This window comes from Clostridium sp. TF11-13AC, assembly GCF_003481065.1.
Taxonomy (GTDB): Bacteria; Bacillota; Clostridia; order Lachnospirales; family Lachnospiraceae; genus Otoolea; species Otoolea fessa.
In genome coordinates, this window is record NZ_QUKJ01000001.1 from 547,868 (window position 1) to 572,767 (window position 24,900).

Here is a 24,900-nt window from a genome sequence, read left to right on the forward strand (position 1 = left end):
AACGAAGGAAAGAGTAACCAGATAAAGAATACACAAAAAAGAGGGAACAACAGGGAGGAAGCATCTATGCCATACACGCACGGCGGCGATATTTACGGTGATGCAGCCGTAGAGTTAGATTTTTCAGTCAATACAAATCGTCTTGGAATGCCGCAGGCTGTCCGTGATGCTGTGATGGCATCGGCGGCTGCTTGGGAACAATATCCGGATGCTTTATGCCGGAAGCTGCGGCGTGCAGCGGCTGCTTTTTATGAGACAGATGGCACGCCGATTCCGGAGGACTGGCTCGTGTTTGGAAATGGTGCTTCGGATATTTTATATGCAGTTGTCTCAGCGATTCGGCCCAAACAGGCGATTTTGCTGGCACCGGGATTTTCGGAGTATGAGCAGGCGCTTCGGATGTGCGGCTGCGAGATCCGGTGGCTTCATTTAAAGGAAGAAAATGGATTTTCCCTGGAGAGTGCGAGGGAAGAATTGTATGCCATGCTTTTCGATGGCTCCGGGTATGCATCGAAGATAGATTCGGTCCCAACTTTATCCTCTAAACGTGAAAACGTCTGGGAAAAAATTTTGATTCTCGGAAATCCCAATAACCCGACAGGGCGCGCTATTTCAGCCACCGAGCTGGAAAGGTTGGCGGAGGTCTGCCGGGAAACACATACCTGGCTTATGCTGGACGAGTGTTTTCAGTGGTTTTTGGATACACGGAGAGAAGGTTCGTTTGTTGGAAATTTGTTAAATGGTGTTGGAGATCACGTTATCCTCTTAAATGCCCTGACAAAAATCTGCTCAATGGCAGGCCTGCGCCTGGGTTATGGAATCATTCCTAACGCCGGACTCCGGGAATGTCTCGAGAAGTTCCGCCAGCCGTGGAGTGTCTCGGCTCCAGCGCAGGCGGGCGGGGTGGCGGCATTTGCGGAACTGGCGGATCATTCAGAAGGAAACTTGCTGGAATGGACGGTTAAATTTTTGCAGGCGGAACGTCCGCGGCTGGCGGAAAAACTGGAAGAACTGGGATTTATCGTTTATCCGTCCCAGACAAATTATCTGTTGTTTCGTTCGCCGGATGAGGATTCGCGCGATTACAAACAGGGATGTTTAGAGCATGGCATTTTGATTCGCGCCTGTGAGAATTTTGAAGGGCTGAACCGTCATTATTACCGGGTGGCGGTGCGGAACCGGGGAGAAAATGAAAGGTTGATAAATATTTTGAAAGAGGTACAATCTGAAGAAAAACACAATGTGAATTTGTAATATAAAACGAACCCGTAACTGTTCAGTAGGTCTGCGCATTTACTGCGCTGACCGTACGAAAACATGGGCCAGCAGGCAAAAATCCCATTGCCGTAGGCAATTTTTAATGGATTTTTGCGCGTGACTGTGAAGGTACTGAACAGTTACACGAACCCATAAAATAGCCTCTGTCATTTGAAAGGACAAATGGCAGAAAAATAGTTTCGGTTAAGCACAAAATAGCTTCGAATTAAGTAGCTCTGAGCAACCATTATTTAGTAAGACACTCAAAAATAAGGAGGATTTCACCGTGGCAAAAGCAATCATGATACAGGGAACGATGTCCAATGCGGGAAAAAGCCTGCTGGCGGCGGGACTCTGCCGGATTTTCAAGCAGGACGGCTACCGCGTGGCGCCGTTTAAATCGCAGAATATGGCGCTGAACTCCTATATTACCAGCGAGGGATTGGAAATGGGACGCGCACAGGTAGTGCAGGCGCAGGCGGCGGGCTGTGAGCCATCGGTGGACATGAATCCGATTCTCTTAAAGCCATCCAGCGATGTCGGTTCTCAGGTGATCGTGCGCGGTGTCCCGATCGGCACAATGCCCGCGAAGGAATATTTCAAGTATAAAAAGCAGCTAATCCCGGAAATCAAGAAAGCGTTTCAGCACTTGTCCGAACAGTACGATATCATCGTGATCGAGGGCGCCGGCAGCCCGGCGGAGATCAACTTAAAATCGGATGATATCGTGAACATGGGAATGGCGCGCATGGCGGGTGCGCCGGTGCTGCTTGCCGGGGACATCGACCGGGGCGGTGTGTTTGCACAGCTCTATGGAACGGTAGCGCTTCTGGAACCGGATGAACAGGCGATGGTAAAGGGGCTTATCATCAACAAATTCCGCGGCGATAAGACGATCCTGGATCCAGGTGTTGAGATGATCGAGAAATTATGCAAGATTCCGGTGGTCGGCGTCGTTCCGTACATGGATGTGGATATCGAGGACGAGGATAGCTTAAGCAGCCGCCTTTCATCCACAGGGCGGAATAATACCCTTAAACAGGAAAACGAGTCATCTGAAAAACATGTAGAGGCATGGATCGACATTGCAGCCATCCGCTTTCCGCGTTTATCCAATTTCACTGACTTGAACGTCTTTGACCCGATCCCCGGCGTTTCGGTGCGTTATGTGAGCCGCCTGTCTGAGCTGGGACGACCGGATCTGATTGTTCTTCCGGGAACGAAGAATACGATCGAGGATCTGCTCTGGATGCGGCAGAATGGTCTGGAAGCGGCAGTTTTAAAGAAAGCAGCCGGAGGAACGCCGATCTGGGGCATCTGCGGCGGCTATCAGATGATGGGACAGACGCTGTCAGATCAGGAAGGAACCGAGGCGGGTGTGCCTGGGCGTACGATCTCCGGTATGGGACTTCTGCCGTTACAGACACAGTTTCAGGAAGAAAAGACCAGGACGCAGGTCAAGGGATGTTTCGGGACGGTCAGCGGTATCTTTTCCGGGCTTTCGGGGATGGAGGCGGAAGGATATGAAATACATATGGGAGAGACATCATCTGTCGGCGGTGATATTGTTAAGAACGTGATCAAGGAGCAGGAAAAAGCCGTAAATCATAGTTTATTGAAACTTAGGGAAGAACAGGCGGGAAACCACACTGAAAAACAGGATGGCTGCTGCCGGGACAATCTCTACGGCACTTACGTCCACGGCATTTTTGACAAGGCAGAGGTGGCGGAGACGATTGTCTGTGCGCTGATGAAAGAAAAAGGAATGGAGCCGGAAGTCGGCGGATTATCGTTTGATTATGAGAAATACCGGGAAGAGCAGTACAACCGGCTGGCAGACACGATGCGGAAGTACTTGGATATGGAAGCAATTTACCGGATTCTGGAAAAGGGAGTGTAGATAGATGGATGAAAAAATGAAAGAACTCAGTCAGGTATTGCCGTCGGAGATCGAGGCGAAAAGTTTTGAGATTATCACCGAGGAGCTGGGGGAACGGACATTTCCGGAGAAAGAAGCACCAATTGTGAAACGCGTGATTCACACGACAGCTGACTTTGAGTACGCAGATTCGCTTGTATTTTCACCGGGCGCAGTCGATAAGGCGTTGGAAGCCCTGAAAAATGGGGCGTGCATCGTGACTGATACGAATATGGGAAAATCCGGCATCAACAAGCGCGCGCTTGCGTCGCTGGGCGGTGAGGTCTACTGTTTTATGGCGGACGAGGATGTCGCGAAGAAAGCGGCAGCGTCCGGGACCACCCGTGCGGTTGCCAGCATGGATAAGGCGGCAGAAATGGGAAAAGACTGTATTTTTGCAGTTGGGAATGCACCGACCGCGCTGGTGCGTCTGTACGAGTTGATTCAGGAGGGAAAAATACACCCGAAGCTCATCATCGGCGTGCCGGTCGGCTTTGTCAATGTCGTGCCGTCCAAGGAATTGATTATATCCCTGCCGGACACTCCTTATATTGTGGCAAGAGGCAGAAAAGGCGGCAGCAATGTAGCCGCCGCGATCTGCAATGCATTGATTTATCAGTTGACGCGCAAATAAGATGTGATGGTGTTAAATCTGCGGTATTAAAATGTACATGGATGCATTCTCAAAAGATATGCTGGATATGGTCGGATGTTTATCAGCAGCCAAAGCCACCGCCGCCACAGCAGCAGCACAGAAGCAGGATCCAGATCAGGCAGTCGCAGTTGTTGCCGCCGCATCCGTGGTCAAAGCATCCGCCGCCACATCCGCCGCAGCACAGCAGAATCAGAATCAGGAAGAGACAGTTGTTGTTGCCGAAACCGCCGCATCCACAGCCACAATTACAGCCGCAGCTTCCTCCGTTGTTATCACATCCGCAACCGCAGTTGGTAGCCGCTAAATCACTCATGGTTATGTCCTCCGAGATTTTCTATACACTTCATCATATGAGGGGCAGCTTGCCACAGTTTCCATAAATCAGGAAAATTAGGACGGAAATATTTTACTATAAATTTTTTGTTGAAATAATCGAGATAACCGAGATAACCGGGCGGATCGACATGGATGTTTATCCATAACGATTTGTCACAGAACATTGTACAACGAAATGAAAAGAGGAATGAAAATGGAACCGTTATATTATCAGACACCGTATGTAAAAGAATTTGATGCCATCGTCACCGCCTGCCGTCCGGCAAAGCACGGATTTGAGGTGGAACTTTCCCAGACCGGATTTTACCCGGAGGGCGGCGGACAGCCGTCGGACACCGGACGGATCGGGGAAGTGCACGTGACACATGTGGAGGAGAAACATGGCGTGGTTGTTCATGAGACGGACGCTCCGCTGGAGGTGGGAAGCACCGTTCACGCGGCCATCGACTGGGAACAGCGTTTTTCCAACATGCAGCAACATACGGGAGAACATATCATATCGGGGCTGATTCATGCCGCATACGGATATGATAATGTCGGATTTCATATGGGACACGATGAAGTGACGGTCGATCTGAATGGTCCGCTTAACTGGGAACAGTTAAAGGAAATCGAGAAGAAGGCAAATGCGGTTGTCTGGGCGAATCTTCCGGTACAGGTGACATATCCGGGTGAGGAGGAATTGAAAACGATCGATTACCGCAGCAAGAAAGAGCTGACCGGTCAGGTCCGCATTGTAGAGATTCCGGGGGCGGATATCTGTGCCTGCTGCGGCACACACGTGGATTACACGGGAGAGATCGGCGTGATCAAGGTGCTTTCCCTGATGAATTACAAGGGCGGCGTGCGTTTCTCCATGCTCTGTGGTGACCGTGCGCTGGAGAATTTTGAGGCGAAGACGGAGCAGATGCAGACGATCTCTAACCTGCTTTCCGCAAAACCGGAGAAGGCGGCGGAGGCGGTCAGCCATCTGAAAGAGGAGAGCGGGCGCAAGGACGGTGAGATCAACCGCCTCTGGCAGCGCATTCTCACCATGCAGGCAGACGTCTATCCGCAGGGGCAGAAAGCGCTGACTGTATTTGAGCAGGGCATGACGCCAGTTCTGGTGCGTCAGTTTGCAAATCTGCTATTGGAACAGGAAAAAGGAGAGACCGTGCTGGTGTGCTCTGGCGATGATGCGTCAGGTTATAACTACACAGCCGGAAGCCTCGGCCGTGATATGCGTGCATTCGGAAAAGAATTAAACGCCCGTCTGCAGGGACGCGGCGGCGGGAGCACCCAGATGGTGCAGGGAACATTCCGGGCGTCGCGGGAAGAAATTGAAAAAGTCTTTCAAGAGCTGGAGCGGATAGAAGCGTAGCTGTTTAGAAGGTTTGCGTGTTTACTGCGTGAAGTATGAGAAACGGTTTGACTTAGATTCATAAAACGGAAAAAAGCTTTCTGTGCAGCAGAGCCAATCTGCCATGCAGCCAGAAAGCTTTTTTATACAGTTTCTATCGCATCATTCAAACATTTTTTTATACAACGGCAACGTACATACCGTGTACACCTCAGAAGAGAGCTTACTCTCCCTGATACATAAATTTAATCAGTCGGTCTAAGTCCTCTTTCTCATAAGCGACCAGCTCCAGCTCTTTGATATAGCCATTGGAAAAAATATTTGCCATCGACAGATACTGGGACAGCTTGGATTTCAGGTTGATGCGGTCGCCCTCCGGGGAAACCAGCTCGACGGTTCCTTTGCAGGAATCAATTACTTTAAAAAATGTGTTTACATCGGAAATGTTCTGGATTTTCATAGTTAGCCCTCCTTCATGGATTGGCACACAACCCTGTGTGCAGTTTATAATTTCGTCAATCTTTTAACAATGATAATTATAACAGACCTCTATAAAGGGCGCAATGCTCACATTTTCCAAAAAAATCCTTAAAAAAATATCCCTGTATGTCAAAAATACAGGGATGTCCAAGAAAAGATTGTCTATTAATTGTCAAAATCAATATGAAACGTGTCGTTATTTGCGGTAATATGAACATAGGAGAGATTGAAGGACTCATCCAGAATGTCTACCTTGTATTCAAATACGACGCCATTGTCTTTTTTGGAGAGAAACAGGTAGGTTCCATTTTCTTTTTCCTCCATCTGATCGCAGATGTCGTTGTAGATATCCTCACCGTTTACCTCGCCCGGATAGCCGGAAGCTTTGATCTTGTCTTCGATTGCTTTGTAAAATTCTTCCATCGTTGTAACTCCTTTATTGGTATTAGTCAATCTTTTTATACTCATTGTATTGAATTTAAATGTGTTATAAGTATACAAAATCTGCACCGTTCTGGCAAGACAAAACAAGGATTACTTTTTACGTATACGGGTATTAATAAAAGAGGGTTACTGTACACGCATACGTAAAAAGTAACGGAATTTGCCGTGGCTTCGCATTTAAATACGGCAAATTCCTGCTGCCACCACGTTTTCTTACGGCACTTTCGGTTCCAAAAGTGCCTACCCGTGAACAGAAACAAAAGAGGTTCTAAAATGAAAAATAGGTCTGCCTCATGCTTGATTTATAAAACGTGAAACCTTATAATAATACGGAAATACGGTTTTGAAGAGATGAACTCAATTCCGGTGGCATAGAAACAAACGAAGTAACTGTTCAGTAGGTCTGCGGATTTATTGCGCGTGACTGTGAAGGCACTGAACAGTTACCAAACGAAAATAGTGGGAGAAGAGAAATGTCCTATTTTCCGATTTTTATAGATATGACAGATCGGCAGGTGCTGGTTGTGGGAGCTGGAAGTGTGGCATCGAGGCGGGTCGGCGTGCTGGAAAAATTTGGCGCAGCGATCACGGTGATTGCACCGAACACTTCGGAAGAGATACGGAAGCTGGCGGATTCACGGAAAATCCGTCTGATTGAACAAACCTATGAGGAAGTTCGTGATACGATCTGGCAGGAAAAAAAATTTTTTATGGCGCTGGCAGCGACCGGGCAGACGGGGGCGGATGCACGGATCAAGGAGGATGCGTCGAACCATTCCGTCTGGTTTAATATGGCTTCCGATAAAAGTCAGTCAGAGTTTTATTTCCCGGCGATCGCCCAGGGCAGAGAACTGACAGCCGGATTGATTTCTGGCGGAGCGGATCCGGGATTGACGCATCGTGTGGCAAAAGAAGTACGCCGCGTGCTGGCGGAGGCAGAGGTAGAAGATACTTAATATATTTTATAGAGGAGATTAAAAATTGACAGATAAAAATAGGATCCGCGTAGGCAGCCGCGACAGTGCGCTGGCAGTTGTTCAGTCAAAGATGGCGATCGCAGCGATGCAGAATGTCTGTCCGGAGACAGGATTTGAATTGATCACGATGAAAACGACGGGAGACAAGGTGCTTGACCGTCCACTTGATGCGGTTGGCGGCAGGGGATTGTTTGTAAAAGAGCTGGATCAGGCGCTTTATGAAGGGCGGTGCGAGCTGACAGTTCATTCCTTAAAAGATATGCCGCTCTGTCCGCCGGAGGAGCTGCCGGTGCTGGCGCTTTTAGAGCGCGAAGATTGCCGCGATGTGCTGGTTCTGCGTGAAGGCTTATCCGAGCTTCCGGCACACCCGGTAATCGGAACTTCCAGCCGCCGCCGCGTCCTACAGGGGCAGAGATTATTCCCGGATGCAGAATTTAAGGGGATCCGAGGCAACCTGAACACGCGTTTGCGAAAGCTCGATTCTAGCGGATATGATGCGCTGATTCTGGCAGCGGCGGGGCTGATTCGTCTGGGATTTGCAGATCGCATCAGCCGTTATTTTTCTGTGGAGGAAATGATCCCGTCAGCAGGACAGGGCATTCTGGCAATCCAGGGACGGCGTGACCGGGAGATCCCTTTTGTGAAAATGGTTCACTCTGAGGAGTCTGCGGTTTTAACCAGGGCAGAACAGGGCTTTGTCGCCACGCTTGGAGGCGGATGTTCGTCGCCGACGGCAGCTTCGGCGGTGCTTGAAAATGGAAAAATCAAGCTACGTGGTCTTTATTATAAGGAAGAAACGGGAGAAGTCCGTATTGGTTCCATTGAGGGCGATGCAGAGAAAGCAGCGGAGCTTGGAAGAAAATTGGCGGAACAGTTATCGGGAAAGCCTGCACTGTCTCCGCTGGGGAAAGTCTACCTTATCGGCTCGGGCCCTGGCGATGCAGGGCTTTTTACCCTGCGCGGCAGAGAACTTCTGGAGCAGGCGGATGCCGTCGTCTACGACGCTTTGGCAGGCGACGCGGTACTGGGCTGGATTCCGGAGCATACGCGGAAAATTGACGTTGGTAAACGGAGTGGACGCCATTCGAAGAAGCAGGAAGAAATCTTAGAAATTTTATTAGAGGAAGCGAAAAAGGGCGGAACGATCGTGCGCCTCAAGGGCGGGGATCCGTTCGTCTTTGGACGCGGCGGCGAAGAAGCTGAATTTTTAAAGAAACATCAGATCCCGTTTGAGGTGGTTCCAGGTATCAGCTCCAGCCTGGCAGTTCCGGCATATTTTGGCATCCCGGTGACGCACCGCGGATTGGCGGGATCGTTTCATGTGATTACCGGACATCGTATGGAGGGCATGCCGGCTCTGGATTTTGAGGCACTTGCTCGGGTCGGCGGCACCTTAATTTTTCTGATGAGTGTTGCGAATGCGCCGAGGATCTGTGAGGGGCTTCTGAATGCGGGAATGAAACCGGAGACGCCGGCGGCATTTCTGATGAACGGAACCCTTGCGTCCCAGAGAATGATCCGCGCAACCCTGCAGACACTTCCGGAAGAGGGTGTGCGTCAGGGCGTCAAGGCGCCTGCCATCCTTGTGATCGGGGAGGTCTGTGCGCTTGCTGATACGTGTGCATGGAGAGAAGAAAAGCCGTTGGCAGGAAAACGGATCGTGATTACCCGCCCGAAGGAGCGCAGCCAGAAGCTGGCGGAACATCTGCGCGATGCCGGAGCGGAGGTGCTGGAATTTCCGACGATTGAGTTAAAACCGGTCTGGAAAAAATCAGAAAAAGCGGATGCTGGCACAGCGGATAAAGAAAAACTGTATGAACTGGTTCGGAATCTGGAATCGTATCACTGGCTGGTGCTCACAAGTCCGGCAGGGGCACAATATTTCTTTGAGCTTTTGAATTGGATGCAGAAAGATTTCAGGAGCCTCTCCCATCTGCGTTTTGCTGTGATCGGTGAGGGAACCGCGTCCGTCTGCCGGGAACACGGCATTTACCCAGATTATATTCCGGAGCGCTTTTATGCGGCAGATCTCGGAAAAGGGCTGGCAAAACAGGTGAAGCAGAACGAACGCGTATGCATCCTGCGCGCCAGACATGGTTCGCCGGAACTGACGCAGGCATTTGAAGCTGCCGGAATATCCTATATGGATGTGACACTTTACGATACGATCACGCCGGAGGAATCGCCGCTTGCAGAGCGCATCCGTGAACTCCTAAAAGAGGGCGCGATCGATGCGGCCACGTTTACGAGCGGATCGACGGTACAGGGATTCCTGGATATTTTACAGCCGGATAAGGAGACATTGAACGGATTTACAGCCGTCTGTATCGGAGAAAAGACAGAAAAAACCGCCAGCGCGGCGGGAATGAAAGCTGTACTGGCGGAGTCCGTCTCGGAAGAAGGGATTGAGCAGGCGCTCTATCATATGTAAACATATAAACAGACGTCTGTTCAGCAGGTTCATGAAGAAGTTTTTATATAGATTGTAAATGCCTGAACATACGGAACCGATAGAAGCGTGAGCGGGTAAATCAGCATTTTAGCTGTTTTTCTGCTGTAACCGGGCTTTTATGTTGTCCAGCAGCAGTGCAGAAACCCGCAGACCGCCGTAGCCGCTTCCAAGATGGATATCTGGTTTGTTGGCACCGTGAAAATCGGAACCGCCGGTGGAGACCAGACCGAGACGGGAAGCTATTTCACGTAAATGAAGACTGTCGGATTGAGAGTGTGAGGAATAATAAACCTCGATGCCCATCATTCCGGCTTCTTTTAAATAGGAGAGAAGCTGCTCGGTCTTTTTCCAGCCAAGTTTATACTGGAGAGGATGTGCGAGCGCTGGTAAACCGCCAGCTACACGGATCAGGCGGATCGCTTCCTCCGGCTCAATCATCTGCTTCGGGCGGTAATATTTTTTGCCGTCCCCGAGGTATTTATCAAATGCCTGGCTGACCGAAGTGACACAGCCTTTTTCAAGCAGTGCGCGTGCAAAATGGGCACGGGTGATGACAGTGTGTTCATTTCCGTGAATTAAATCTTCATATTTAATGGGAAATCCATCTGCGTGAAATAAAGCGAGAAGCTCTTCATTGCGCCGGTTGCGGATCTCGCGGACCTGCCGCAGTGCAGATAAAAGTTCCGGGCAGTGCGGGTTCAGATAGAGCCCCAGAATATGGATTTCTTTTCCTTCATAAGGACTGGAAAATTCGGCACCGGGAATGACAGTCAGGGAGGTGTTCTCGGCTGCCTGCATGGCTTCCGCAACGCCGTCAACTGTATCATGATCCGTCAGCGCATAGGCGGTCAGACCGCATTGGAGCGCCAGCTTTGTCACTTCGGTGGGCGTGAGTGTGCCGTCCGAAGCAGTAGAATGAACGTGTAAATCAATTAACTGCATAGATGCAGACCTCCTTCTGCTGTAAGACTACCCGCATTAGATGGAAAAGTCAAGTATGCGGCAGATACCCGCTGCAGTTTGCCAGTGTGTAAACGGGAACAAAAATGATTGTTTACATCAGATATATTTGAAAGAAGAAGCGTTATACAAAAAACAGAGCGGCTGTGGAAATTTGTACCAGGAAAAGGTTGTGGGGATCAAAAAAATTTATAAGTTAATTTAAGAATAATGTTATTTTCTTTTCCTGGAATTGTGCTATACTGTAGCAGGGATATTTTCAAATAAACACATATAATAAAATTTCATGGAAAAGACGGACAGGTGATGGAAAATGAGTGAGTACAACAGAAATTCTTCAGGAGGAAGGAATTTTGAACATAGAGGATTGGAGGGCGGAACGCTGAGTTCGTACAGCAGTACCGGGCATCGTTCGTCGTCCGGAACATCCAGCCATACAAAAAGTACAGCTGCGCACACAAGCACGGGACGCCGGGATACTGCGATGAACCGGGCGGCAGCCGGTCGGAGTGGGCATACTTCCGGGCGTTATAAAAAGAAGAGAAGAAACCGTCTGGATATTACACAGATCCTTTTGATCGTGATCGGTGTCCTGGCGGTTATCCTGATAGCGGCGATTGCCTCCCGCGGGTGCGGTGGGGGCAGCGCGGCAGGCGGGGCGACCGAATCGGATGCCGTACAGGAGAGTACCGTGGCAGATGGAGCGGTGACCGTCAACGGCGTCAATATTTACGGAATGACGCAGGAGGAGGCGCGCAAGGCGATCCTTGATTCATTTGACTGGAAGATGAAGGTCAAATACGAGGACAAAGAGGCCGACGTCACCAATCTGATGGCGGATAAAGTTGATCAGCTTCTCGAGGAGATCTATGCAAGTGATCTGAAACCGGGTGAGACATATGAAGTCAACACGGAAAATATGATCGAGGATGCCAAGGCAGAGGCAGCACTGATTGCCGGAAACTGGAACATGGCAGCCAAGAGCGGCGGTATCTCCGGTTACAATAAGGAAACGGGCAAGTTTGAGTTCAGCGAGGGCACCAAGGGACTTGTCATCGATCAGGACAAGCTGGCACAGGCGATGGTCGATGCGATTGACAAGAAAGAGTTTGATGCCGTTCTGACCGCAGAGACGAAGGAAGTCGCAGCGGATTCGTCGGTACAGGATAAGTACAAGACAATGTCCACCTACACAACCACGACGACCTCCAACAGCAACCGAAACGAGAATATCCGTCTGGCGGTCGCAGCGTTAAACGGAACGATTGTCAAACCAGGACAGGAATTTTCCTTTAACAATACGACCGGTGCGAGAACCGAAGAAAAAGGCTACAAGCCGGCAACCGCATACTTAAATGGCGAGGTTGTCCAGGAGCCAGGCGGCGGCGTCTGCCAGGTATCTTCGACCTTATATAACGCGGTTGTATTTGCGGGGCTTAAAAGTACGGAGCGCCACGCACACAGCTACGAGCCGTCCTACGTTACACCGGGCGAGGATGCGGCAGTCAGCTACGGCGGACCGGACTTCAAGTTCGTCAACAACTCGGAATATCCGCTGGCTATCAAGGCAAGCTTCAGCGCATCGGATCGAAAACTGACGATCGCACTGTATGGAGTTCCGATTCTGAAAGAGGGTGTCAAGATTCGTATGTCTTCTGAGAAGACAGGCGAGATTGATCCGCCGTCTGCGGTTTATACCGAGGATGGTTCCCTGCAGCCGGGTCAGGAAGTGCAGACAAAGGCAGCGACTCCGGGCAGCCGCTGGTCCACGGATCTGGTTACCTATGAGAATGATAAAGAAGTGAGTCGTGAATTTTTTCACAATAGCAGCTATCGTGGAAAGGCAGCGCAAATCAAACGTAACAGTTCCGCTACTGTAGCGACCAACGCAACGGAGACAACGGCGGCAGCAGAGAGCACCGCAGCTGAGACAAATGCAGCTAATGAGAGCACAGCGGCACATGAGACAACCACAGCGGCACCGTCCAGCCCTGACGGCGAGACAAAAGCTCCGACCACGACAGCGGCGGCATCCAACGAAGGACCACAGGAGACAACTCCAGAGCCAGAGGAAACGAACCCGGTTGTGGAAGCAAATGGACCTGGAAGCAATTAAAATCAAGGCAAAACTAAGATGAAATATAGAAAGTGCTGTAAGATAGATTGCAAAAATGAATGATAAAAGGGCATTCAAGCGGCATTTGAATGAAAAGCACCGCTGGATGGAGAGTCTTTCTTCATCTGGCGGCGCTTTTTTTCATATTTTATGGTTTTATCGACTATCTGAAAAAACAGTAGACAGCTTTTTTGTAATTGTTCGAAAAATAATACCGGATATAAATCAAATTTATTTGCATTTTGACGAGAATTTGTTATAATATTATCAGGTAAATTTCCAGGACAATCTATTTGGGGAGATTTATTACTGAATACATTCACTATCAATAGGAGGAATATTCATTATGGCAAGAAAGATGAAAACCATGGATGGAAACCACGCAGCAGCGCATGCTTCTTACGCATACACCGACGTGGCAGCTATCTATCCGATTACCCCTTCTTCTCCGATGGCTGAGGCTACCGATGAATGGGCAACAGACGGAAGAACCAATATTTTCGGCCACACAGTTCAGATTACAGAGATGCAGTCTGAGGCAGGTGCAGCAGGTGCAGTACACGGATCTCTGGCAGCAGGTGCGCTGACAACCACGTACACCGCTTCCCAGGGTCTGCTTCTGATGATCCCGAACTTATACAAGATTGCAGGTGAGCAGCTTCCGGGCGTATTTAATGTTTCTGCTCGTGCACTGGCCAGCCATGCGTTATCCATCTTTGGTGACCATTCTGATATTTATGCGTGCCGTCAGACAGGCTGCGCGATGCTGTGTGAATCCAGCGTACAGGAAGTTATGGATTTAACCCCGGTTGCACATCTGGCATCCATCAAGGGCAAGATTCCGTTCATTAACTTCTTTGATGGTTTCCGTACATCCCATGAGATTCAGAAGATCGAGACCTGGGATTATGAAGATCTGAAAGATATGGCAGATATGGATGCAATCGATGCATTCCGTAAGAATGCACTGAACCCGAACCACCCGTGTCAGCGCGGTTCTGCTCAGAACCCGGATATCTTCTTCCAGGTAAGAGAGGCTTGCAACCCGTACTACGATGCACTTCCGGCGATTGTTCAGGAATACATGGACAAGGTCAATGAGAAGATTGGCACAGACTACAAGCTGTTCAACTACTATGGCGCTCCGGATGCAGAGCATGTTATCATCGCAATGGGTTCTGTCAACGATACCATCGAGGAGACGATCGATTACCTCGTAGCAGCTGGAAAGAAAGTCGGCGTTGTAAAGGTTCGCCTGTACCGTCCGTTCGTAGCCAGTGCACTGGTAGACGCTATTCCGGATACAGTTAAGCAGATTTCCGTATTAGACCGCACCAAAGAGCCAGGTTCCCTTGGCGAGCCGCTTTACCTTGATGTAGTAGCAGCATTAAAGGGTACAAAATTCGATCAGACTCCGATCTTCACAGGTCGTTACGGACTTGGTTCCAAGGATACCACACCGGCTCAGATCGTAGCTGTATATGAGAACACAACCAAGAAGCAGTTCACCATCGGTATCGTAGATGATGTTACCAACCTTTCCCTGGAGCTTGGCGCACCGCTTGTTACCACTCCGGAAGGAACTGTAAACTGTAAGTTCTGGGGTCTTGGTGCCGACGGTACTGTAGGTGCAAACAAGAACTCTATCAAGATCATCGGCGATAATACCGATATGTACGCACAGGCTTACTTCGATTATGACTCCAAGAAATCTGGTGGTGTTACAATGTCCCACCTTCGTTTCGGTCATAAACCGATCAAATCCACCTACCTGATCCACAAGGCAAACTTCGTTGCCTGTCACAACCCGGCTTACATCCGTAAGTACAACATGGTTCAGGAACTGGTTGACGGCGGTACATTCCTGTTAAACTGCCCGTGGAACATGGAAGAGCTGGAGCAGCACTTACCGGGACAGGTTAAGAAGTTCATCGCTGACCACAAGATTAAATTCTACACCATCGACGGTGTTAAACTGGGTATCGAGACCGGTATGGGTCCGACCCGTATCAATACCATCCTTCAGTCCGCATTCTTCAAGTTGGCAAATATTATTCCGGAGGAGAGAGCGATCGAACTGATGAAGGCTGCTGCAAAGGCAACCTACGGTCGTAAGGGTGAAGACGTTGTTATGAAGAACTGGGCTGCTATCGATGCAGGTGCTCAGCACGTTGTAGAGGTTCAGGTTCCGGAAAGCTGGAAGAGCGGCGTTGACGAGGGTCTTGATATGACTCACGCAACAGAGGGAAGAGCTGACGTTGTTAAGTTTGTAAATACCGTTCAAGCTGCTGTTAATGCTCAGGAAGGCAACAATCTGCCGGTATCTGCATTCACCGATTATGTAGATGGTACAACTCCGTCCGGTTCTGCAGCTTACGAGAAACGTGGTATCGCAGTTAACGTACCGGTATGGAATCCGGATAACTGTATCCAGTGTAACTTCTGTTCTTATGTCTGCCCGCACGCAGCTATCCGTCCGATCGCTATGACAGAGGCTGAGGCAGCAGCAGCTCCGGAAGGAACAAAGACTCTGCCGTTAACCGGTATGCCGGAGTACAAGTTCGTTATGACCGTCTCCGCACTGGATTGTACCGGATGTGGTTCCTGTGCTAACGTTTGCCCGGGCAAGAAGGGTGAGAAAGCTCTTACCATGGTAAGCCTTGAGAAGAACGTAGAAGCTCAGAAGGGCTTTGATTACGGTCAGACACTTCCGATCAAACAGGATGTTATTGATAAATATAAAGAGACCACCGTTAAGGGAAGCCAGTTCAAACAGCCGCTGCTTGAGTTCTCCGGTGCTTGTGCAGGTTGTGGTGAGACTCCGTACGCAAAACTGATCACTCAGCTGTTCGGCGATCGTATGTACATTGCTAACGCAACCGGATGCTCCTCTATCTGGGGTAACTCTTCACCGTCCACACCATACACCATGAACAAAGAAGGAAAGGGTCCGGCTTGGGATAACTCCCTGTTCGAGGATAACGCTGAGTTCGGTTATGGTATGCTTCTGGCACAGAATGCTATCCGTGACGGCTTAAAGGGCAAGGTTGAGGCTGTTATGGCTGCTGACCAGGCTTCTGCAGAAGTTAAGGCTGCTTGCAAAGAATGGCTCGATACGTTCGGAATCGGTGCTCTGAACGGCGCAGCTACCGATAAACTGGTAGCAGCTCTGGAAGGTATCGACTGCGATATCTGCAAAGACATTGTTAAGAATAAAGACTTCCTCTCCAAGAAATCCCAGTGGGTATTCGGTGGTGACGGATGGGCTTACGATATCGGCTTCGGCGGTGTAGACCACGTACTGGCATCCGGTAAGGATATCAACATCATGGTTTACGATACTGAGGTTTACTCCAACACAGGCGGACAGTCCTCCAAGGCTACTCCGACCGGTGCGGTTGCTCAGTTCGCTGCAGGCGGTAAAGATGTGAAGAAGAAAGATCTTGCTTCCATCGCTATGAGTTACGGCTATGTATACGTTGCCCAGATCTCCATGGGTGCTGATTATGCTCAGACTGTTAAGGCAATCGCTGAGGCAGAGGCATATCCGGGTCCGTCCTTAGTCATTGCATATGCTCCGTGTATCAACCACGGTATCAAGAAAGGTATGGACAAGGCTCAGACCGAGGAGAAACTGGCGGTAGAGTGCGGTTACTGGCACAACTTCCGTTACAATCCGGCTGCAGAGGACAAGAAGTTCACTCTGGACAGCAAGGCACCGACAGGTGACTACCAGGCATTCTTAAAGGGTGAGGTTCGTTACGCATCTCTGGCTCTGAAGAATCCGGATAGAGCCGGCGCGCTGGATGCAAAGAACGAGGAAGAGGCAAAGGCTAGATACCAGTACCTGAACAAGCTCGTTACTCTGTATACAAACAACTAATGAATCACTGATTCATGAATATATGACATACGATATATAAAACGTATGACTGCAGAAGCTCCGTCGAAAGATGGAGCTTTTGTTGTGTAATAGGAAATTCCTTGGAATTCCCTATTACACAACAAGGCACATTCTTTTTTTAAGGGGGAAAATCGTATAATAGAGTGTTTTTGTGGTATCCTGTATATGAAAAGGATCTGAAAATTATATGCTTCAATAAAACAGGAAAATAAAAAATATTTCAGGCAATGTTGAAAGAGATAATTCGATATAGCATTTAGAAAGCGGGGAAATCAGGATGGCACAGGGCAAAGATTTTTATATTCCATTTCAGGATGGGAGCGGCAGAATCCATGGCATTTGCTGGGAGCCGGAGGAAACACCGTGGGCGGTCATTCAGGTGGCGCACGGTATGATCGAGCACATTGGCAGATACGAAGAATTTGCACAGGCGATGAACCGGGCGGGGATTGCGGTCATCGGGCACGATCATCCGGGACATGGACGGACAGCAAAACCAGGGGAATTGGGCGAGTTCGCGGAGAAAAATGGTGTCCGCCGCGTGAACGGTGCGATGGCGCAGGTGGCACGTTTTGCGAAACACAAGTTTCAGGGCATTCCGCATATTCTTCTGGGGCACAGCATGGGTTCGTTTTTTGGACGCCGTTTTATCACGCATTATGGAGAATGGCTGGACGGCGCAATTTTCATGGGAATCGGAAGCCAGCCGGAACCACTTTTGTGGCTGGGCGGAACCGTCGTGGCAGCGGCAGCGTGGCTGGAAGGAAGAAATGGACGAAATGAGCGGCTACACCAGCTGGTTCTTGGAAGCTATAACCGCTATTTTGAAAAAGGAAAAACGGAACATCAATGGCTGTCGCGCGTGACGGAGGAGGATGAAAAATACGAGGCGGATCCATACTGCCAGTTTTTATTTACCGATGGGGCATTCGTCGATTTTTTCCAGGTCATGCTGGATTTGAAGCGGAAGAGAGGCTTTGATGGAATTCCGAAAAATCTGCCGATTCTGCTGATATCGGGAGAGGAGGACCCGGTCGGAGAAGGCGGACGCGGTGTGCGGCGCGCGATGGAAGATCTGCAAGAAACCGGATGTACCAATGTGGCGATGCAACTTTATCCGGGGGCAAGGCATGAACTGTTTCATGAGATCAACCGGGAAGAGGTATTTGGTGATATTGTGGACTGGGTAAGTAAATTATAAGTAATACTTATAACTTACTTAATGAAAAATAATATACAAATGAAAAAACAATCTTTACAGTTCATATGCTTTTTTTTATAATTGAGAATGTTTTGGAAACTGTGTAAAAAGGTAGTTTTAAATTGGGTACAGGGAGAGAAAATCTATGGAAAATGAAAAGAAATTTACGGGACCTGCCTATGAGTTTGAGGCGAAGATGCCGTTAAAACAGGCGATTCCGCTGGGACTGCAGCACGTGCTTGCGATGTTTGTCGGTAACTTGACACCACTTCTGATCATCACAGGCGCCTGTGGTATCACGGGCGGAAACGATCTGGCACAGCTGCAGATCGAGCTTCTGCAGAATGCGATGCTGGTGGCGGGACTGATCACGCTGCTGCAGTTATTTTCGGTTGGTCCGGTCGGCGGCAAGGTTCCGATTATCATGGGAACCAGCTCTGGTTTCATCGGTGTATTCAACAGCGTGGCGGCTACGATGGGCGGCGGTATTTTAGCGTACGGCGCCATTATGGGTGCTTCGATCATCGGCGGTCTGTTCGAGAGTGTGCTTGGATGCTTCTTAAAGCCGCTTCGCCGATTTTTCCCGTCGGTCGTAACAGGTACGGTCGTTCTTTCGATTGGTCTGTCATTGATCGGGGTCGGCGTCAATTCCTTCGGCGGCGGCAGCTCGGCGCAGGACTTTGGTTCCATGGAAAATATGCTGCTTGCTATTTTTGTCCTGATTGTGATTCTGGCAGTGAAGCACGGAACGAAGGGATATTTAAGTTCTTCCTCGATTCTGGTCGGAATTATTGCCGGTTATGCTGTAGCATTCATCATGGGTCTGGTGCTTCCGCACACGGGCATTGCAGCGGACGGAACCGAATATACCAAAGCATGGGTATTAAACTGGGATAAGGTAGCACAGGCGAGCTGGATCAGCATTCCGCCGATCGTCCCGGTTAAAATTGTCTTTGATATGCGCGCAATTTTGCCGGTTCTTATCATGTTTATTGTAACCGCTGTTGAGACGGTCGGAGATATTTCCGGTGTCGTTGAGGGCGGTATGGACCGTGAGGCGACCGATAAAGAGCTTTCCGGCGGCGTTATCTGCGATGGACTTGGTTCCAGTATTGCGGCGCTGTTCGGTGTTCTTCCGAACACTTCGTTCAGCCAGAACGTAGGTCTGGTTACGATGACAAAGGTAGTCAACCGCATGGCACTTGCAACCGGCGCGGTATTCCTGATTCTGTGCGGTCTGATTCCGAAGCTGGGTGCAATCGTTTCGATCATGCCGCAGTCGGTACTGGGAGGCGCAGCGGTTATGATGTTCTCCTCGATCGTAGTTAGCGGTATTCAGCTTATCACGAGAGAGAAGATGACTCCACGCAACCTGACCATCGTCTCTGTTGCACTGGGTGTTGGTTACGGCATGGGTGCACACGCAACCATTCTTTCCAAGATGCCGGAGGCAATTCAGCTTGTATTCGGCGGATCCGGTATCGTTCCGGCAGCTTTCATGGCGATTATCCTGAATGTGCTGCTGCCGAAGGATGAGGCGTAAGAAATAGGAAGATTAGAAAAAGGTTATAGGTACATAAAAATATAAGATCCATCTATAAAATATGGAATGTATGGCTGAAAGTGATACGTAGATTGATAAAAAGGGACTGGCATCATGCTGCATGTGTGATGTCAGTCCTTATAGTTTTATTCGATTGTTACCAGATTCTCCAGGCGTTTGAGCTCCTCCGGCGTGTCTACATCCATCAATTCCTCCGGCACTTCGGCAGTCACATACTGGACAACGTCCGGATGCTGGCGGAGAACATGGCTTCCGCCAGCTTTTTCCGGCAGATGGAGCAGTTCGTCAAAATATGCCCGGTCGAAGAGAATCGGGCTTCCGACGGTGGTTGAGACGGAAGGTTCGGGAGAAGCCGTCATTTGGACGCTGCAGAGCTGTACAATAGGTGCCTTACATTCGAGATAGCGCCTGCACATCCGTTCCAATGTCCGTGGACGCAGAAGTGGCTGATCTCCTAGGGCAAAAAGACATCCCGATAAATCAGGGCATTTTTCCAGCAGGTGCGTAAGTCCCAGGCGAAGTGCCTCGTTCCGGTTAGGGAGTGCATGAAGAAGCACAGGAACCCCAAATGACTGACAATAATCGTGAACCTCCTGGGAGCGCGTCACAACGAGACGATGGGCAAAAAAAGGAACAGAACCGGTCACATCCAGAATCGAGTGGATGAGCGGAGAGCCGTTGAACGAAGCCATGAGCTTGTTTGAGCCGAAACGTTTTCCAAGACCGGAAGCCATGATGATGCAGGCGAGACGGACCTCGTTTGAATTTTGCAAACAAGTGAAAGAGGGCGTTTGTGTTCCGCAAGAGAAAAAAACAGATTTCCGCCTGCAAAAAAAATCTTCATATAACTGTTGTCCACTCTCCGTACACGCATCCCGATATGCCTCATACTTAGCCAGAAACTCCCTCGCCTCCGCCGTTATCTGGCTGCCTCCGCCGCCTTTTCCGCCGGTGGTGCGGACGGTCAGCGGAAATCCAAGTGTGGTTTCGGCATCGCGGATAATCCGAAGTGCCTTTGTATACGCCATATTCATGGACAGGGTGGCAGAGCGGAGCGAGCCGGTTTCTTCGATGGCATGAAGAAGCTGACGAGGACCTTCGCCAAAGAAACGCTGATTTTCGTCGTTGCAGAGGTATGTACGGATGAATGGTTTCATAGTTTTTATCAAATCCTCCTAATCTTTTCTGGAAAAAGGAACCTCGTTGTATTTTAAAAATAACAACGGAATTATACCATGTTTTGTGCTATAATAAAAGATGGATAATTTTGTTGTTTAAGAAGTGTAAGAAGTAGATGAAAAAGAGGAAAAACCTATGATGATGATTCGAGAATATAAACGGGTAGAAAGCCTGGAGGAAGCCTGGGAGCTGAATCAGAAAAAAGCGAACCGGGTGATAGGCGGTATGATCTGGCTGAAGATGAGCCGGGGCAATGTAGGAACCGCGATTGATATTTCAGGGCTGGGATTGGATCAGATAGAGGAGACAGAGGATGCATTTAAGATCGGCGCGATGGTTACCCTTCGCCAGCTGGAAGAACATCCGGGACTGGCGGCATACACAGACGGTGCCATGCGCGAGTCAGTGCGCCATATCGTTGGCGTGCAGCTTCGAAACCTGGCGACAGTCGGAGGCAGTATCTATGGCAGGTTTGGATTTTCAGATGTCCTGACGATGTTTCTGGCGATGGACACCGAAGTGGAACTTTACAAAGCCGGACGGATGCCGTTGGCGGAATTTGCAAAACAGATCGGTGGGCGGGACATTTTAGTCAAATTAATTGTCCATAAAGACAAAGCCGTGTATCATTACCAGTCCGTGCGGAATACGCAGACTGATTTTCCGGTGCTGACCTGTGCGGCGGCAAAACGGGCGGATGGAGCATATCGTTTTATCATCGGTGCGCGTCCGGGGCGTGCGGTGTTGTTCGAGGCATCAGCGGAGACAATACAGACGCTTATAGAGGAAAAGCAAAAGGCTGAAACAAAAGCAGATGCGGATGCCAATATCAGAGAAAATCAGGACAAGGCGCAGACCGGGAAGAAAGCAGCCTGTCTTGCAAAGTGGGTCCGTGATCAGGTTCAGACATCTTCAAATATGCGCGGCAGCGCCGAATACCGGAAACATTTAACCGGTGTACTGATAAAGCGGGCGGTGCGTGTACTGGAAGACTGCTAAACGAAATAGGATGAAAAAGAATGTGCATTGGCACATTCTCGCGCCGAGCGCGGTCGCTTGCGACATGTTTCTGCTTCGCGCGAGTGCGCATCCTCGCGGAGCGTTTTTTGTTTCATAGGACGTAATTTCCTATGAAACAAAAAATGACCGTATAACAGTATGAATAATAGGAGATTCACATATGATGCAGATAACGATTACTCTAAATGGAACGAATATTTCCCCGGAGATTGAACCGGATACGCTTCTGATTGATCTGGTACGCAGTCAGGGCTGTTACAGTGTCAAGCGCGGCTGCGAGACGGCAAACTGCGGACTCTGTACCGTATTTCTGGATGAAAAACCAGTGCTTTCCTGTTCCGTGCTGGCGGCGCGGGCGGACGGTCACAGCGTGACGACGCTGGAAGGACTCCAGGAGGAGGCAAAAGAATTTGGCGCATTCATTGCCGATCAGGGAGCCGAACAGTGCGGCTTCTGTAATCCGGGCTTTATCATGAATGCGCTGGCGCTGTTCCGGGAAAAAGAGTTCCCGGAGGAGGATGAAATCCGCGAATATCTGGCAGGAAACCTGTGCCGCTGTTCCGGTTATGAAGGACAGCTTCGCGGCATTCTGGCATTTTTAGACTGGAAGAGAGAAAAACAGAAGGAGGCGGCAGAATGAGAGTAGTCAATACTTCTGTACGAAAAAAAGATGCGATGCAGCTGGTAACCGGACAGCCGGTTTACGTGGATGATCTGGCGCCGCAGGACTGCCTGATCGTCAAACTTCTGCGTTCCCCGTATGCGAATGCGATGGTAAAAACGATCAACACCGCGATCGCAATGAAAGTTCCGGGCATCGAGGCAATTTATACCTGGGAGGATGTGCCGCAGGATGCAAAGCGCTACACACAGGCGGGGCAGACATACCCGGAGGCGAGCCCGTATGACCGTCTCCTGATCGACCGCCATGTCCGTTTTCAGGGCGATATCGTGGCGATTGTAGCAGGAAAAGATGAAAAATGTGTCGATAAAGCACTCCGCCTGATCAAGGTACAGTACGAAGTCTTAGAGCCGGTTCTGGATTTCCATACGTCAAAGGACAACCCGATCCTGGTTCACCCAGAGGACAACTGGGAGAGTCTTGCTCCGGTCGGCGCAGACAACAAGCGCAACCTCTGCGCGCACGATGAGTGCGGCAACGGGGATGTCGAGGCGGTTTTAAAGGACTGCGACATCGTGATTGACCATGTATACCACACAAAGCCGTGCCAGCAGACGATGATGGAGACATTCCGTACCTATTGTTCGATCGATACCTACGGAAGATTAAATATTTTAAGTTCCACGCAGATCGTGTTCCACTGCCGCAGAATCGTGGCAAATGCGCTTCATATCCCGAAGTCGATGGTGCGCGTGAGCAAGCCGAGAATCGGCGGGGGTTTTGGTGCGAAGCAGACGGCGGTCTGTGAAGTCTATCCGGCATTCGTTACCTGGATGACGAAAAAACCGTCGAAGCTGATTTATAGCCGGATGGAGGCACAGACGGCGTCTTCGCCGCGCCATGAGATGGAGATGCATGTGCGTCTGGGCGCGATGAAGGACGGCACGATCCGCGGCATCGATCTTTACACATTGTCCAATACCGGTGCTTACGGCGAGCATGGACCGACAACCGTTGGACTGTCAGGACACAAATCGATCCCGTTGTATGGAAGTGTTGAAGCATTCCGCTTTATCAGCGATGTTGTCTATACGAATATCATGTCGGCAGGCGCGTACCGTGGCTATGGTGCGACACAGGGACTTTTCGCGATCGAGTCGGCGGTCAATGAGCTGGCAGACCAGATTCAGATGGATCGCTTTGAGATCCGCCTGAAAAACATGGTTAAAGAGGGCGATCTGATGCCAGCATATTATAATCAGGTTAATACAAGCTGCGCACTCGACCGTTGTGTAAAAAAAGTGCGTGAGATGATCGGCTGGGAAGACAAATATCCGGTGCGTGACATGGGCAATGGTAAGGTCCGCAGCGTCGGCATGGGTATGGCGATGCAGGGATCGGCAATCACGGCGATGGATGTCGGAAGTGCCCGTCTCAAAGTCAACGACGAAGGGTTCTATACATTGTCGCTCGGAGCGGCAGATATGGGAACCGGCTGTGACACGATCTTGGCGCAGATTGCGGCGGAAGTGCTGGAATGCCCAATTGACGCAATCACGGTGTTGGGCGCGGACACGGATTCATCCCCGTATGACTCGGGCTCTTATGCATCGAGTACGACCTATCTGACCGGAAAAGCGACCGAACGGTGTGCGCTGCGCCTGCGCGAGCAGATCTGTAAACTGGGCGCAGAGCTTCTGGGCGTCCCGGCGGATGCAGTGGAATTTGACGGAAAAGAGGTATTCACAACCGAAAAAGCCGGGGATGAGACGAAGAAGATCGCTCTGGCTGATATCGCAACGGCATCCATGTACGGGCATGAAATTCCGCTGGAGGTAACCGAGTCGAGAACCGCCCACATTTCCCCGCCTCCGTTTATGGCAGGTGCGGTTGAGCTTGAGATTGATATGGAGACAGGCGAAACCAGCGTTATTAATTATGCGGCAGCGGTAGACTGCGGTACACCGATCAATCCGAATCTGTCCCGCCTGCAGGTTGAGGGCGGTCTGATGCAGGGAATCGGCATGGCGCTGACGGAAAATATTACCCGCAATGCACAGGGTGGTGTGCGTGAAAATTCCCTGATGCAGTATAAGATTCCGACCCGGATTGACTATGGACATTTAAACGTTGAGTTTGAGAGCAGTTATGAGCCATCTGGTCCGTTCGGAGCAAAGTCGATCGGCGAGATTGTTATCAACACGCCGCTTCCGGCGATTGCTGATGCGGTGTACAATGCAGTCGGAAAACGATTCTATGAGCTTCCGATCACGCCGGAGCAGATTGCACGCGCGGCGGCAGAGAAGCTGGGAGAAGATTTTATTTAAAGAGATAGATTAAAAACAAAAAGCTGCAGCAGAATGTTATATGTTAGCATTTTGCGGCAGCGTTTTGTTTTTGTGTACGCACAATGTCAATTAATTAGTGTCATAGTTCTAAGCTGTTTTGGCTTGCATTCTGCCGCAGGTCTATATAT

At 49.9% G+C, this 24,900-nt stretch carries 18 protein-coding genes; 13 read left to right on the forward strand and 5 right to left on the reverse strand.

The window, feature by feature from the left end; genetic code table 11:
• Positions 1-66: 66 nt before the first annotated feature.
• The 3 genes from DXD12_RS02340 to DXD12_RS02350 all read left to right on the forward strand — a co-directional run bounded on the left by DXD12_RS02340 (position 67) and on the right by DXD12_RS02350 (position 3,809).
• On the forward strand, positions 67-1,254 hold the full coding sequence (locus tag DXD12_RS02340) for an aminotransferase class I/II-fold pyridoxal phosphate-dependent enzyme (RefSeq protein ID WP_118637230.1): 1,188 nt from the start codon (positions 67-69) through the stop codon (positions 1,252-1,254).
• Between the two features lie 289 nt (positions 1,255-1,543).
• Positions 1,544-3,157, forward strand: a complete 1,614-nt coding sequence (locus DXD12_RS02345; RefSeq protein ID WP_118637232.1) for a cobyric acid synthase — start codon at positions 1,544-1,546, stop codon at positions 3,155-3,157.
• 16 nt (positions 3,158-3,173) lie between these two features.
• Entirely contained in the window at positions 3,174-3,809 is a 636-nt protein-coding gene (locus tag DXD12_RS02350) for a precorrin-8X methylmutase (RefSeq protein ID WP_118637526.1), read from the forward strand.
• Between the two features lie 82 nt (positions 3,810-3,891).
• Here the strand turns inward: DXD12_RS02350 and DXD12_RS02355 are convergent, their stop codons facing one another.
• A complete protein-coding gene (locus DXD12_RS02355) occupies positions 3,892-4,143 on the reverse strand; it encodes a hypothetical protein (RefSeq protein WP_022359551.1) in 252 nt (83 codons plus the stop codon).
• A gap of 216 nt (positions 4,144-4,359) precedes the next feature.
• Here DXD12_RS02355 and DXD12_RS02360 point away from each other — a divergent pair, with 216 nt between their 5' ends.
• Positions 4,360-5,526: an alanyl-tRNA editing protein gene (locus DXD12_RS02360; RefSeq protein ID WP_118637234.1), complete on the forward strand. Its 1,167-nt coding sequence runs from the start codon at positions 4,360-4,362 to the stop codon at positions 5,524-5,526.
• 202 nt (positions 5,527-5,728) lie between these two features.
• On the opposite strand, the gene DXD12_RS02365 is transcribed toward DXD12_RS02360, so the two are convergent.
• Positions 5,729-5,965, reverse strand: coding sequence for a hypothetical protein (locus DXD12_RS02365; RefSeq protein ID WP_022359553.1), 237 nt, complete (start codon positions 5,963-5,965; stop codon positions 5,729-5,731).
• A gap of 185 nt (positions 5,966-6,150) precedes the next feature.
• On the reverse strand, positions 6,151-6,408 hold the full coding sequence (locus DXD12_RS02370) for a hypothetical protein (RefSeq protein WP_022359554.1): 258 nt from the start codon (positions 6,406-6,408) through the stop codon (positions 6,151-6,153).
• 494 nt (positions 6,409-6,902) lie between these two features.
• Here DXD12_RS02370 and DXD12_RS02375 point away from each other — a divergent pair, with 494 nt between their 5' ends.
• Together DXD12_RS02375 and hemC are read left to right on the forward strand one after the other, a co-directional pair.
• Positions 6,903-7,385 (forward strand): NAD(P)-dependent oxidoreductase, encoded by a 483-nt coding sequence (locus tag DXD12_RS02375; protein WP_118637236.1) that lies wholly within the window; start codon positions 6,903-6,905, stop codon positions 7,383-7,385.
• Positions 7,386-7,410: 25 nt separating this feature from the next.
• Positions 7,411-9,837 carry a hydroxymethylbilane synthase gene (hemC, locus tag DXD12_RS02380; RefSeq protein ID WP_243105330.1) on the forward strand — a complete coding sequence of 809 codons (2,427 nt, stop codon included), beginning with the start codon at positions 7,411-7,413 and terminating at the stop codon, positions 9,835-9,837.
• 108 nt (positions 9,838-9,945) lie between these two features.
• Here the strand turns inward: hemC and DXD12_RS02385 are convergent, their stop codons facing one another.
• Positions 9,946-10,800, reverse strand: a complete 855-nt coding sequence (locus DXD12_RS02385; protein ID WP_118637238.1) for a PHP domain-containing protein — start codon at positions 10,798-10,800, stop codon at positions 9,946-9,948.
• A gap of 331 nt (positions 10,801-11,131) precedes the next feature.
• Here DXD12_RS02385 and DXD12_RS02390 point away from each other — a divergent pair, with 331 nt between their 5' ends.
• The 4 genes from DXD12_RS02390 to DXD12_RS02405 all read left to right on the forward strand — a co-directional run bounded on the left by DXD12_RS02390 (position 11,132) and on the right by DXD12_RS02405 (position 19,582).
• Entirely contained in the window at positions 11,132-12,934 is a 1,803-nt protein-coding gene (locus DXD12_RS02390; protein WP_181357145.1) for a VanW family protein, read from the forward strand.
• A gap of 346 nt (positions 12,935-13,280) precedes the next feature.
• The gene (gene nifJ / locus DXD12_RS02395) at positions 13,281-16,817 is read left to right on the forward strand and encodes a pyruvate:ferredoxin (flavodoxin) oxidoreductase (RefSeq protein ID WP_118637240.1); all 3,537 of its coding nucleotides are present in this window, start codon (positions 13,281-13,283) and stop codon (positions 16,815-16,817) included.
• Between the two features lie 298 nt (positions 16,818-17,115).
• A complete protein-coding gene (locus DXD12_RS02400) occupies positions 17,116-18,039 on the forward strand; it encodes an alpha/beta hydrolase (protein ID WP_118637242.1) in 924 nt (307 codons plus the stop codon).
• 145 nt (positions 18,040-18,184) lie between these two features.
• A complete protein-coding gene (locus DXD12_RS02405) occupies positions 18,185-19,582 on the forward strand; it encodes a nucleobase:cation symporter-2 family protein (RefSeq protein WP_118637244.1) in 1,398 nt (465 codons plus the stop codon).
• 146 nt (positions 19,583-19,728) lie between these two features.
• On the opposite strand, the gene DXD12_RS15520 is transcribed toward DXD12_RS02405, so the two are convergent.
• Complete coding sequence (locus DXD12_RS15520; RefSeq protein ID WP_243105331.1) at positions 19,729-20,760, reverse strand: NTP transferase domain-containing protein; 1,032 nt, start codon at positions 20,758-20,760, stop codon at positions 19,729-19,731.
• Between the two features lie 157 nt (positions 20,761-20,917).
• Here DXD12_RS15520 and DXD12_RS02420 point away from each other — a divergent pair, with 157 nt between their 5' ends.
• The 3 genes from DXD12_RS02420 to DXD12_RS02430 all read left to right on the forward strand — a co-directional run bounded on the left by DXD12_RS02420 (position 20,918) and on the right by DXD12_RS02430 (position 24,751).
• Positions 20,918-21,781, forward strand: coding sequence for an FAD binding domain-containing protein (locus DXD12_RS02420; protein WP_118637246.1), 864 nt, complete (start codon positions 20,918-20,920; stop codon positions 21,779-21,781).
• A 184-nt stretch (positions 21,782-21,965) separates the two neighbouring features.
• Positions 21,966-22,442 carry a (2Fe-2S)-binding protein gene (locus DXD12_RS02425; protein WP_118637530.1) on the forward strand — a complete coding sequence of 159 codons (477 nt, stop codon included), beginning with the start codon at positions 21,966-21,968 and terminating at the stop codon, positions 22,440-22,442.
• Positions 22,439-24,751: a molybdopterin cofactor-binding domain-containing protein gene (locus DXD12_RS02430; RefSeq protein WP_118468604.1), complete on the forward strand. Its 2,313-nt coding sequence runs from the start codon at positions 22,439-22,441 to the stop codon at positions 24,749-24,751. The genes DXD12_RS02425 and DXD12_RS02430 overlap by 4 nt, the downstream gene beginning before the upstream one ends.
• Positions 24,752-24,900: the final 149 nt, after the last annotated feature.